At 61.6% G+C, this 12,069-nt stretch carries 11 protein-coding genes; 7 read left to right on the top strand and 4 right to left on the bottom strand.

The features are described 5' to 3' along the window. Positions 1–35: 35 nt before the first annotated feature. The 3 genes from ABW043_RS20485 to ABW043_RS20475 are packed head-to-tail and all read left to right on the top strand — an operon-like array spanning position 36 to position 3,390. Positions 36–1,400 (top strand): TadA family conjugal transfer-associated ATPase, encoded by a 1,365-nt coding sequence (locus ABW043_RS20485; RefSeq protein ID WP_353923046.1) that lies wholly within the window; start codon positions 36–38, stop codon positions 1,398–1,400. A 1-nt stretch (position 1,401) separates the two neighbouring features. After that, entirely contained in the window at positions 1,402–2,379 is a 978-nt protein-coding gene (locus ABW043_RS20480; protein ID WP_353923045.1) for a type II secretion system F family protein, read from the top strand. A gap of 18 nt (positions 2,380–2,397) precedes the next feature. Further along, positions 2,398–3,390, top strand: a complete 993-nt coding sequence (locus ABW043_RS20475; RefSeq protein WP_353923044.1) for a type II secretion system F family protein — start codon at positions 2,398–2,400, stop codon at positions 3,388–3,390. Between the two features lie 70 nt (positions 3,391–3,460). Here the strand turns inward: ABW043_RS20475 and ABW043_RS20470 are convergent, their stop codons facing one another. Further along, a complete protein-coding gene (locus ABW043_RS20470; RefSeq protein ID WP_353923043.1) occupies positions 3,461–4,231 on the bottom strand; it encodes a tetratricopeptide repeat protein in 771 nt (256 codons plus the stop codon). Positions 4,232–4,378: 147 nt separating this feature from the next. Here ABW043_RS20470 and ABW043_RS20465 point away from each other — a divergent pair, with 147 nt between their 5' ends. Both ABW043_RS20465 and ABW043_RS20460 read left to right on the top strand, forming a co-directional pair. Then, entirely contained in the window at positions 4,379–5,725 is a 1,347-nt protein-coding gene (locus ABW043_RS20465; protein ID WP_353923042.1) for a leucyl aminopeptidase family protein, read from the top strand. A gap of 64 nt (positions 5,726–5,789) precedes the next feature. Continuing rightward, entirely contained in the window at positions 5,790–6,716 is a 927-nt protein-coding gene (locus ABW043_RS20460) for a bifunctional helix-turn-helix transcriptional regulator/GNAT family N-acetyltransferase (protein ID WP_353923041.1), read from the top strand. 2 nt (positions 6,717–6,718) lie between these two features. On the opposite strand, the gene ABW043_RS20455 is transcribed toward ABW043_RS20460, so the two are convergent. From ABW043_RS20455 to ABW043_RS20445, 3 genes are all read right to left on the bottom strand, one after another. Then, the gene (locus ABW043_RS20455) at positions 6,719–7,390 is read right to left on the bottom strand and encodes a YqaA family protein (RefSeq protein WP_353923040.1); all 672 of its coding nucleotides are present in this window, start codon (positions 7,388–7,390) and stop codon (positions 6,719–6,721) included. 73 nt (positions 7,391–7,463) lie between these two features. After that, a complete protein-coding gene (locus tag ABW043_RS20450; protein ID WP_353923039.1) occupies positions 7,464–8,402 on the bottom strand; it encodes a 2-hydroxyacid dehydrogenase in 939 nt (312 codons plus the stop codon). Positions 8,403–8,476: 74 nt separating this feature from the next. Further along, positions 8,477–9,217 (bottom strand): c-type cytochrome, encoded by a 741-nt coding sequence (locus tag ABW043_RS20445; protein WP_353923038.1) that lies wholly within the window; start codon positions 9,215–9,217, stop codon positions 8,477–8,479. Between the two features lie 253 nt (positions 9,218–9,470). Here ABW043_RS20445 and ABW043_RS20440 point away from each other — a divergent pair, with 253 nt between their 5' ends. Both ABW043_RS20440 and sthA read left to right on the top strand, forming a co-directional pair. Next, positions 9,471–10,298, top strand: coding sequence for a prephenate dehydratase (locus ABW043_RS20440; RefSeq protein ID WP_353923037.1), 828 nt, complete (start codon positions 9,471–9,473; stop codon positions 10,296–10,298). 153 nt (positions 10,299–10,451) lie between these two features. Next, positions 10,452–11,924: a Si-specific NAD(P)(+) transhydrogenase gene (sthA, locus tag ABW043_RS20435; protein ID WP_353923036.1), complete on the top strand. Its 1,473-nt coding sequence runs from the start codon at positions 10,452–10,454 to the stop codon at positions 11,922–11,924. Positions 11,925–12,069: the final 145 nt, after the last annotated feature.

The following is a 12,069-nucleotide window of genomic DNA, read 5'->3' as shown; positions in this document are numbered from 1 at the left end:
AACCGGTTCAACGACGAGCCTCCGATGGCGACAGCATGGCCGCGCGCCAGCGCACCACCGACGAAGTGCTCGACGTGCGCAATCCCGTGGATGTGCAGCGCGACAAGGAATATTTCCAGACCAAGTCCGCCATATACAACGCCCTGATCGACTCCATCCACCTCAGCCAGATGGCAACTATGCATCAGCAGTCGGCGCGCGAGGAAATCCGCGACATCGTCGGGGAAATCATCGCGCTCAAATCCATCGTCATGTCGATTTCCGAGCAGGAAGACCTGCTTGAGGATATCTGCAACGACGTGCTCGGCTATGGCCCGCTTGAGCCGCTTCTGGCGCGCGACGACATCGCCGATATCATGGTGAATGGCTCGCAGAAGTGCTACATCGAAGTCGGCGGCAAGGTGCGCCTGACCAATGTGCGCTTCCGCGACGACGCGCATCTGATGAACGTCTGCCAGCGCATCGTTTCCCAGGTCGGCCGTCGTGTCGACGAAAGCTCGCCCATATGCGACGCCCGTCTTCCCGATGGCTCGCGTGTCAACGTCATCGCTCCGCCGCTCGCCATCGACGGCGCTGCGCTCACCATCCGTAAATTCAAGAAAGACAAGCTGACCCTGCAGCAGCTCGTCAAATACGGTTCCATTTCGCCCGAAGGCGCCGAGGTGCTGCGCATTCTTGGCCGCGTCCGCGCCAATGTGCTGATCTCGGGCGGTACCGGCTCGGGTAAGACAACGCTGCTCAATTGCCTCACCGCCTTCATCGAGAAGGACGAGCGCGTCATTACCTGCGAAGACTCCGCCGAACTCCAGCTCCAGCAGCCGCACGTTGTGCGTCTTGAAACCCGCCCGCCCAACCTTGAAGGCGAGGGCGAGATCACCATGCGTGATCTCATCAAGAATTGCCTGCGTATGCGTCCTGAACGCATCATCGTCGGCGAAGTCCGCGGCCCGGAGAGCTTCGATCTTCTCCAGGCGATGAATACGGGTCACGATGGCTCGATGGGCACGCTCCACGCCAACTCGCCGCGCGAGGCCCTGTCCCGTCTTGAATCCATGATCACCATGGGCGGCTATTCCCTGCCGAGCCGCACCATCCGCGAAATGATCGTGTCCTCCATCGACGTCGTCGTCCAGGCCGCGCGTCTGCGCGATGGTTCGCGCCGCATCACCCACATTTCCGAAGTGCTGGGCATGGAAGGCGACGTGATCGTGACGCAGGACGTCTTCGTCTATGACATTATGGGCGAAGACAGCAACGGCATGCTCATGGGCAAGCACCGTTCGACCGGTATCACCAAGCCGCAATTCACCGAGCGGGCGCGCTATTTCAACGAAGAGGCCAATCTGGTCGAGGCGCTGGAAAAGGCCAACACCGAACAGCATGAGCTGATGGGGCGCTGACATGCTCACCACCATCCTGCTTGCAGTTCTGGCCGTCATTGCCGTTGGCGCCGCCGGCTTTGCCCTGGTTCCCTCGGCCCTAGGCAATACCCGCGCCGACAAGCGCCTCAAAGCCTATCAGGGCGACATCCGCACGACCCGCCGCGAACTCGACGTCAATCGAACACGCGACGCCCGTCGCAAGACCGTGCAGCAGGCGCTCAAGGCGCAAACCGACGAACTTAATGCCAAGAAGCGTGTAAAACTGCCCGATCTCATCTTTCAGGCGGGCATGACCATCGCTCCGGGCGCCTTCATTCGCAATAGCTGCATCTTCGGCGCCGGCCTCTTCGTGGTCCTGCTCATCACGCAGGTGCCCTACTATTTTGCGGCCATTTTCGCCGTCGCGGGCGCCTACCTGCTGCCACGCTTTTACGTCAAGCGCCGGCGCAAGAAGTACCAGAACCAGTTCCTCGACGAACTGCCCAATGCCGTCGAAGCCATCGTGCGCGGCGTCAAGACCGGTCTGCCGCTCAACGACTCCATGCGTGTCGTTGCCAAGGACACCAAGGAGCCGGTGAAGTCCGAATTCGGCCGCGTGCTCGATCAGCAGTCTTTCGGCTTTTCCATGACCGAGTCCGTGCAGATCTTGCTCGATCGTGTGCCTCTGCCCGAGGTCAATTTCTTCGTGGTGGTCATTTCCGTGCAGCAGCAGGCGGGCGGCAATCTCTCCGAAGCTCTCGGTAACCTCGCCCGCGTGTTGCGCAACCGCAAGAAGATGAAGCAGAAGGTCGCCGCCATGTCCTCGGAGGCCAAGGCCTCCGCCGGCATCATCGGCTCCTTGCCCGTGTTCGTCTCCATCATGGTGTCGGTGATCTCGCCCGAATATCTCGCGCCACTGGTCCAGACGCCCATCGGCAATATCTGGCTTGGCGTCGCCGCGCTCATGATGTGCATGGGCGCCTTCGTTATGAACCGCATGATCCAGTTCGAAATCTAACCCCGGGGAGCCTTTCATATGATCGAGATGCTCACATCGCGCGAATTCCTCATCGCGATCCTGGCCGCGATTTCAGCGGCAGCGGTGGTCTTCACTTTCGGCTCATCGATGATCGTCAAGCAGGACATGCGCGTCCGCATCAAGCGGGTTGCCGTCGAGCGCGATCGCATGCGGGCCGAAGAGATGGCACGTCTGCGCGGTACCCCCACTGCCGACGGGCGCAGTTCGATCCGCCGCGGGGCCGAGACCAAAACCTATATGAAGCGGGCGGTCGATCGCTTCGACCTCAAGAAGGCCTTCCAGGACGATACCACGGTTGAGAAGCTGGCCATGGCCGGCTATCGCGGTCAGGGGCACCTGACCACCTTCCTGTTTCAGCGCTTTGCGACGCCATTCGTGGTCTTTGTGATTGCCGCGGTTTACCTGGTCTTTCTCATTCCCGGGGACCGTCCGGTCTTTCTCAGTCTTGTCTATGCCATCGGTGGCGGGCTCATCGGGTCCTATTTCCCGGTCCTGATGCTCAGAAATGCGACGCAAAAGCGTCAGGCCTCCATTCGCCGTGCCTGGTCAGACTGTCTCGATCTGCTGTTGCTCTGCGTGGAATCGGGCATGTCGATGGAACACGCCCTCAAGCGCGTCGGCAAAGAGATGGGCGCGCAAAGCGCCGAGCTTGCCGAAGAACTGACGCTCACGACCGCCGAACTGTCCTTCCTCGAAGACCGTACCCGCGCCTATGAAAACCTCGGTCGTCGGACCGGGCTCGATAACGTCAAAGCGGTGATGACCGCCCTAATCCAGGCAGATCGATACGGCACGTCCGTGGGCCAGGCGCTGCGCGTCATGGCCGAAGAGGGTCGCGAGACGCGCATGATGGACGCTGAAAAGAAGGCCGCAGCCTTGCCTCCCAAGCTGACGGTGCCGCTGATCCTGTTCTTCCTGCCGGTGCTCTTTATCGTCATCATGGCCCCAGCCATCCTCAAGGTGATGGGCAACGGCATGATGGGAAGCTAGAGCGCATCGCGCTCTTTCAGCCTCGCTCGAATGTCTTTGTTGAGTTGCGTGTCCGCCAGGCGCTGAACTGTCAGCCCTTGTCGATCATATCCCAGCGGTTTTGCTGGGTGAGCAAGGCGCGAACATAGGCCATATTGGCCTCGACCTGCTCCGGGGGCAGTTCCGCCGCATAGATCGCACGGCATTCCTCGAAACGCCCCTGCAGGCCCACGACCAGCGCCAGGTTCTGCCGGGTCTGGGTCGTGGCGCCGCGCATCTGTACGGCACGTCGCAGATGCTGTTCGGCGGCCGGGAGTTCATTGGTCATGGCAAAGGAGAGGCCAAGATTGGTCTCGATCGCAGCCTCTCCGGGCGCGATGGTCGCCGCCTGGCCGTAAAGCGCACGGGCCTCGCCATGCCGCCCCATCTGATCGAGCGAGGCGCCCTTTACGAGCAGCGCGTTCCAGTCAGGCGCATCCGGGCGGATGGCGCGGTCGAGCACGGCAATGGACTGGTCGAAACTGCCCATCGAGGCCAGCGCCTTGGCATAGGCGACCGAAAGCCCGACATCATCGGGATAGGCGCTCATCGCCTGTTCCAGTGCCGCAGCAGCCTGTTGCGGCTGGCCTGCCGCCCTTAGGGCTGCGGCATAATGAATGACGATATTGCGATCGCGCGGATTGGCCTTATAGCGGCCGGTCAATTCCACCAGCGACTGCTGGCGCTGTTCGGCGGGGAGGCCGGCATAGTCGGTCGCCCCAAGCTGCCCGCGATTGGAAGCGCAGGCCGAAAGGCTGAGCACGGCTGCGCCGGCCAGAAGCAGGCAGCGCAGGGATTGGCTCATGGAAACGACACGCAACAAGGCTAAACTCCTGCCTGGGACAGACGCCCTTCATTGCCTCCAGCAATAAATCATTAACCCTAACAGCCCGTTAAAGCGGGCTTCTGGCAGATTGCCGAAGCACGGCCAGAGGTCTAGTTATGAGGCAAAGCAAGCTGGAGCCGCCTCATGACCACCCCATCCCCGATCCCCGTCATTTTCGTCGGCGAAGGGGGGCTCGATGGCACTCATTTGACCACCCGCCAGCGTGCTTGGGCCGAAGCCAACGGGTTTTCCGGCCAGCGGGGCAAGCTGTTGGCGCTGCCCGGCGACGCCGATGGTCTCGCGGGCTATCTCTTTGGTGTCGGCGCCGCCGAGGGGCGCTCGGCTTTTGTCGCCGGGCTCGCTGCAACAGCGCTGCCCGCGGCCGAATATCGCCTCGAAGGCGATCTTGGCGATCCGACTCTGGCCGCTATCGCCTTCCGGCTCGGCGCCTATCGTTTCGATCGCTATCGCGAGACCAAGCCCGTGCCGACGCTGGTCCTGCCGGTTGGCGCCGACGCCGCGGAAGTCGACCGCCACGTCGTCGCTGCCACCCTGGCACGCGATCTCGTCAATACGCCGTCGAGCGATCTCGGTCCCGACAACCTGCACAAGGAAGTCGAACGTTTCGCTTCAGAGCGAGGCATGAGCTTCAAAGCCATCGTCGGCGATGATTTGCTTGCCGAAAACTTCCCGATGATCCACGCGGTCGGTCGCGCCAGCGCCCAGCCGCCGCGCCTTCTTGACCTTGCCTGGGGCGACGAAAGCCATCCCAAGGTGACCCTCGTTGGCAAGGGCGTCACGTTTGATACCGGGGGTCTCGACATCAAGACCGCTGCCGGCATGCTGATGATGAAGAAGGACATGGGCGGCGCCGCCAATATCCTGGGCCTTGCCCATGCCATCGTTTCGGCAAAGCTGCCCGTGCGCCTGCGCGTGCTGCTGCCGGTGGTCGAGAACGCCATCTCTGCCAATGCCTTCCGGCCAGGCGACGTGCTCCATTCGCGCCGCGGCCTCACGGTTGAAATCGGCAATACCGATGCCGAGGGCCGCCTGATCCTTGCTGACGCGCTTGCCCTCGCCGACGAAGAAAGCCCTGACCTTATCGTCGACATGGCAACGCTGACAGGCGCCGCCCGCGTCGCGCTCGGCCCCGAACTGCCGCCGCTTTACTCGACTGACCATGCCTTGGCCGCCGAAATCACCGCCGCGGGGCTCTCGGTGGAAGACCCGTTCTGGCACATGCCGCTCTGGTCGCCCTATGACGGTCAGCTCTCGTCGAAAATTGCCGACATGAACAATACCGGGGCAGGCGGCTATGCCGGCTCCGTCATTGCCGCGCTCTTCCTCCGCCGCTTCGTGACCAAGGCCAAGGCTTGGGTGCATCTCGACATTCTCGCCTGGGCTCCCGAAGCCCGCCCCGGGCGTCCCGTCGGCGCGACTGATCAAGGCATCCGCGCGCTGTTCTCGGTCATCCAACGCCGTTTCAGTTGATCGAAAAATGATTGACTCAGACAACTAATTGATTGAGATTATCAATCAACTAGGAGTCTTGCTCATGACCGATCCGGCTGATGTTGCCCAGGTCCGTGCCTTCAATCGCTTTTACACGCGGATCATCGGCCTCCTCGACGAGGGTATGCACAAGACCATGCATTCCCTCTCCGAGGCCCGTGTCATTTATGAGCTCAGCAAGGACGGCGTCACGACCGGCGCTCAGGTCGCCGTAACGCTGAATATGGACCGCGGCCAGTTGAGCCGGATCATGAGCCGGCTGGTCGATCAGGGCCTCATCGCCAACCTGCCGCGCAGCGGCGACGCTCGCTCCACGCCGGTGGGTCTGACGCCTGAGGGCAGGGCGGTTGCGGCCCGTCTCAACGCCATGAGCGATGCGGCCGCGGCCGAAACGCTGCTCGATCCGCTGGACCCCTTCGAGCGGCGCGATCTCGTTGGCTCCATGCGGCGGATATCTGCACTATTGAGCGAACCGGAAGACAATACCCTGGTCTTGCGAGCGCCGCGCGTCGGCGAGATTGGCTGGCTCATCCATCGCCAGGCGTTGCTCTATCACCTCGAGCAAGGCTGGAACGGCGAGTTCGAAACGCTCATCACCCGCATTTACGCCGACTATGAGGCTTCCTCCAGCACGCCCCCAAAGCACATCTGGGTCGCTGAATTCGAAGGAGAGGTGGCCGGCTCGGTTTTCGTCGTTCCCGCCGAGGACGGCGAGGAAGGCACGGCGCAGCTGCGCATGCTTTATGTCGAGCCCATGTTCCGCGGCCGCGGTGTCGGCGGACGCCTCGTTGCCGAAGCCGTCTCCTTTGCAAGGATCTCAGGCTACAGGCGCATCATGCTCTGGACGCAGGATTGCCTCGCCTCGGCGCGGTCGATCTATCAGAAGGCCGGCTTTGTCCTTGCCAAGGAAGAACGGCACCATTCCTTTGGCGCCGATCTCAATGGCCAATATTGGGTGCTCGAGCTCTAGCCTCAGCCCTCGGGATTGGCGTCCTCGATCTCGGCATGGTTGGGCGTCAGGTCGACGCTGGCATCGCCCTTGGGAAACAGCAGTGGCGCCATGGCAAAGCCGACAACCACCAGGGCCACCATGCCGATACCGGCCCACTTCTTGTGCTTTTCGATGAACTCTCCGGCCACCGGGCCAAAGAAGTAGAAAAGCCCGCAGGGGACGAAATAGCGCAGGCCACGACCGATGATGCCGTAGATGACAAAGGTCCAGATATCGAGACCGGCCACGCCCGAGGTGATGGTAATCACCTTGTAGGGGATGGGCGAAAGCGCGCCGATCAGGATCATCAGCGGGCCGTTGTCATTAAAACTCTGGCGCAGCGATTCAAAGCCATTGGCGGCACCATAGAATTCGATGATGCCCTTGCCGATGCTGTCGAAGAGGAAATAGCCGATCGCGTAGCCGGCAAGGCCACCGGTCACCGAAGCCACGGTACAGATCGCAGCAAGGCGCCAGGCCCGCATGCGGTCCGCAATGATCATCGGTGCCAGCATGATCTCGGGAAAAACCGGGATGATCATGGCTTCGAGAAAGCACAACAGCGCCAGAATAGGCTCGGCCAGGCGATGCTTTGTGGCCAGCTTCAGGCGATCGTAGAAGCCGAGTTTGGTGGCCGGTGCAGTATCGGTCATGCAGTCCCCGTGACGAAATCGCTTGCGCGACAAGGTTTAGGGGGTTTTTCGACCTGGGCCAGTGAAATTTCCGTCAATAGCCGCGGTCTCGGTCCACAACATTGATCAGAGGCCTGCCTGCGCGGTGGTCTTCCACAACCTGGGTAAAGTAGCGCACGCCGCTCTTCTCGTCGGAAATGGCCGCGATGTGCGGGGTAATATAGCAGTTCTCTATTTCCCAGAACGGGCTGCTCGGTGGCAGGGGTTCGACTTCGAACACGTCGAGGCTCGCTGCGCCCAGCGTGCCGTCGTTCAATGCCTTGACGATATCGGCCTCGCGCTGGTGTCCGCCACGCGCCGCATTGATGATCACCGGCCCCCCCTCGAAACTGCTGCGTCGCAGCTTGGAGAACGTCTCGGTATTGAGAATGCCGGTGGTATCGGGTGTCAGGGGCAGTAGATTGACGAGAATGTCGGTGCCGTTGAGGAACGGCTCAAAGCCCTCCTCGCCGGCAAAGCACTCGACGCCTTCGACGGCCTTGGGCGTGCGACTCCAGCTGGTCAGGGAAAAGCCCAGTGGCTTGAGGCGACGCACCGCGTCCTGTCCCAGAACGCCCATGCCCATGATGCCGACAGTCGTTTCGCTGGCCGCGGGCGGATAGTACTGGCTCCAGCGGCGTGCCTGCTGGTCCCGGTGGAAGCGCGTATACTGCCGGTGATGCATGGTGACATGGGCAACCACATAGTCGCTCATGCGCTGGCTGAGGTCTTCGTCGACAAAGCGCACGATCGGAACATCGGGCAGCTTGGGGTGCTGCATCAGGGCATCGACACCGGCCCCGCGAGACAGGATGACCTCAAGCCCGGTCAGCCCGTCGAAGGCATCCGGCTGCGGCTTCCAGACAAAGATGTAGCGCACATCGGCAGGATCGAAGTCATCACCGCGCCGCACTACCGGATAGGGCGCCAGCGTTTTGCGGAAGGATTCGGCCCAGCTGGCCTCGTCGACATCGGTCACATGCAGAAGCATCATGGCGGTGGGCTTTCTCAAGAAAAAAGCCGCGCTTGTGGCGCGGCTTATGCAATTGGGTTGAAACCGTATCGGCCTCAGTGCGTGGTGGCGGCGGGCGCTGCAGCAGGGGCCTGGGTGGCCTCGCCGCCGGCAGCCGGCGTACCCTCGACATTGGTTTCGGGCGCAGTTGTCGTCGGCGTCTCGGTTGCAGCGGCCGGAGCAACGGGTTCGGTACCCTCTGCGGCTGGTGCAGCTTCGCCTTCAGCCGGTGATTCGGCAGGAGCGGCTTCGGCGGCCGGGAAGGGCACCGGCTCAGGCGACAACGACTGGAGATAGGCCAGGATGTCGGCGCGCTCTTCCGGCGAACGGACGCCGGCAAAGGTCATCTTGGTGCCCGGTGCATAGGCCTTGGGATTGGTCAGGAACTCGTTGAGGTTCTCATAGGTCCAGGTGTCGCCGGCAGCCTTGTGCGCAAGCAGCGCATCGGAATAGGCGAAGTTGTCGAGGTGCGCCTCGCTCGAGCCCACGATGTGATAGAGGTTCGGACCCTGCTTGTTGGGTTCGCCTTCGCCAAAGTTGTGACAGGACTGGCACTTGCGCACGGCAGCAGCGCCGCGGTCGGCACTGGCACTGGCGAGCAGAACCCCAAGCGGAACTTCCGGGGCAGCTTCTTCGGCGCCACCGGCTGCGGCAACTTCGGGTTCCGGCAGGGCATAGCCCGGGCCGCGATCTTCGATTGGGTGGTAGATGGCCTCAGCCAGGAAGCCCACGCCCATGACAAACATAAGTGTGCCAAGGACGGCGCCCATGATCTTGTTTAGCTCGAACGAATCCATTTGGTCTCTCTACCGGTCCATCCCCGGGTGGACATTGAACGAACCGAGCCTAACTGGCTTTCAGGAAAAGCCTGCCTCAACAAGCCCGGTCCGACGCGCGCGGAAGATAGTATTACGCCTCGTGAGGCGCAACAGGGCAATCCCCAGATGCGACAATTCCCCCAATGTCATGCCAATTTAGCCTTGGCAACCTCCGATTGACACCCCCCGTCGCCGGGACTAAAGCCCGCAGGGCTAGATGAACGGACATCCCATGAGCAAGAAAATAGCCTTTCAAGGTGAACCCGGGGCCTTCAGCCACGCGGCGGCCGCCAATGTATTTCCCGGCGAAGAGTTCGTGGGCTGCGTGACCTTTGAGGAAACGCTCAATGCCGTGCAGACTGGCAAGGCCGATTTTGCCGTGGTTCCGGTCGAAAATTCGCTCTATGGGCGCATTACCGACATTCACCACCTGCTGCCCGCGAGCGGCCTCTTCATCATCGGGGAGACTTATCTCCGCGTCGAAATGAACCTGCTCGGCGTGCCCGGCGCAACGCTTGAGGATATCAAGGCGGTCCAGTCGCTTTCGGTCGCCCTCGGCCAGTGCCGCCGCTTCATTGCCGAAAACGGCTTCCGCACCATCAATGCCGTCGATACCGCCGGTTCGGCCCGCGAGATCGCCCAGAAGGCCGATAAATCAGTCGCCGCCATCGCCTCGCGCTTTGCCGGCGAGATCTACGGTCTCAATGTGCTCGCCAGCAATATCGAGGACGCCGACCACAATACGACGCGCTTCCTGGTGCTTTCGACCAAGGAAAAGCAGGCCCCGCAACAGGGCAAGGTGAAGACCACCTTCATCTTCCGCGTGCGCAACGTGCCGGCCGCGCTCTACAAGGCCATGGGCGGCTTTGCCACCAATGGCGTCAACATGACCAAGCTCGAAAGCTACATGGTCGGCGGCGCTTTCACGGCCACCCAGTTCTACGCCGATATCGAAGGTCATCCCGATGATGTCAGCGTGCAGCACGCTTTCGACGAACTGAAATTCTTCACCGATCAGTTCAGTATCCTGGGCGTCTATCCGGCCTCCGAACAGGGCTGAAGGCGCCTCGGCTCCGAAACGATTGGTAACATATCTGGGCTAGTGTGCCCCCTGCGCATATCTGCCAGCCCCTCGCGGCGCTGTCAGATTCGGCGCATTCGTGTTGTCATATCTGCGGCTTAGTCTGCATGCGTCCGATCCAGGGGCCTTTCGTTGGAACATTTCAATCTCATCGTCATCGGTTCTGGTCCCGCAGGCCGCCGCGCCGCCGTGCAGGCAGCCAAGCTGGGCAAGTCGGTGCTGGTGGTGGAGAATCGCCTTCGTCTGGGCGGCGTCTCCGTCCATACCGGCACCATTCCCTCAAAGACCCTGCGCGAGACGGTGCACAACCTCTCCGGTTGGCGTGAACGCGGCTTCTACGGTCTTTCCTATCGCGTCAAAAAGGACATCGAAGGCAAGGATCTCGGCGCCCGCCTGCGCATGACGCTCAACCACGAGATCGAGGTTCTCGAACACCAGTTCAATCGCAATGGTGTGCGCACCTTCGGCGGGATGGCGCGCTTTATCGATCAGAACCACATCGCGGTTGTCGCTCCGGATGGCGACGAGACGCGTTTCGGCTTCGACCATGCCGTGATCGCCGTGGGCACCGCGCCCTATCGTCCGGCCAATATCCCGTTCAACGACCATTCCGTGCTCGACAGCGACAGCCTCGTCTCCGAGCCCCGCGTACCGCGCAGCCTGACGGTGGTGGGTGCCGGTGTTATCGGCATTGAATACGCGACGATCTTTTCCGCGCTCGACGTGCCCGTGACCATCGTCGAGCCCAAGGACACCATTCTCGATTTCATCGACCGTGAAATCATCGAGGAATTCACCCACGATCTGCGTCAGCGCGGCGTGACGCTGCGGCTCGGCACCAAGGTCGAGAAGGTCGAGATCGACGAGCAGGGCTGGGCCGTTTCGATCCTCGCTGATGGTCGGCGCATCCGCACCGACATGCTGCTCTACGCAGCCGGCCGCTCCGGCGCGACCGCCAATCTTGGTCTTGAAAATGCAGGGATCACGCCAGTCGATCGTGGTCGCCTGAAAGTTGATCCGGTGACGTTCCAGACCGAAGTGCGCAATATCTATGCGGCCGGCGACGTTATCGGCTGGCCATCGCTGGCCTCGACGTCGATGGAACAGGGGCGCATCGCGGCGCTTCATGCCTGCGGCGCTCCGATGCCGCCGGCGCCGGAATTCTTCCCCTATGGCATTTATGCCGTGCCGGAAATTTCGACGGTAGGCCTGACGGAACAACAGGTTAGGGCTCAGAACATCCCCTACGAGGCCGGCATTGCCCGCTTCCGCGAAACCTCGCGCGGTCACATCATGGGCCTGCAGTCGGGCATGATGAAGATGATCTTCGCGCTCGATACCAGAAAGCTCCTCGGCGTCCACATCGTTGGCGAAGGCGCCACCGAACTGATCCATATCGGCCAGGCGGTGCTGAACCTGGGCGGCACGCTCGACTACTTTGTCGAGAATGCCTTTAATTATCCGACACTTGCCGAGGCCTACAAGATCGCCGCGCTCGATGCCTGGAACCGCATGCCGCGCACCACGCCGATCGCCGAGGTCATGGAAGAGCCCGAAATCGAGATAACGCGCCGCAAGGCGCGTGCGGGTAAAGCGGGGGCTTAGGCCCCCGTTTTCTTATGTAGATAGCAAAGCCGCATGACGTTGCTTTGCACATCAAACAGTCGATTTTGATTTTGGGGGGGGAAGTGGTGCCCGAGACCCGAAAAGAAACAGTGACACGCCGATTTTAAATACCCTGCTCTAACAA

Origin of the sequence: Devosia sp., assembly GCF_040509215.1 — a bacterium.
Lineage (GTDB): Bacteria > Pseudomonadota > Alphaproteobacteria > Rhizobiales > Devosiaceae > Devosia.
Note: the sequence above shows the minus strand (reverse complement) of the source record. Positions and strands in the feature narration are given on the sequence as shown.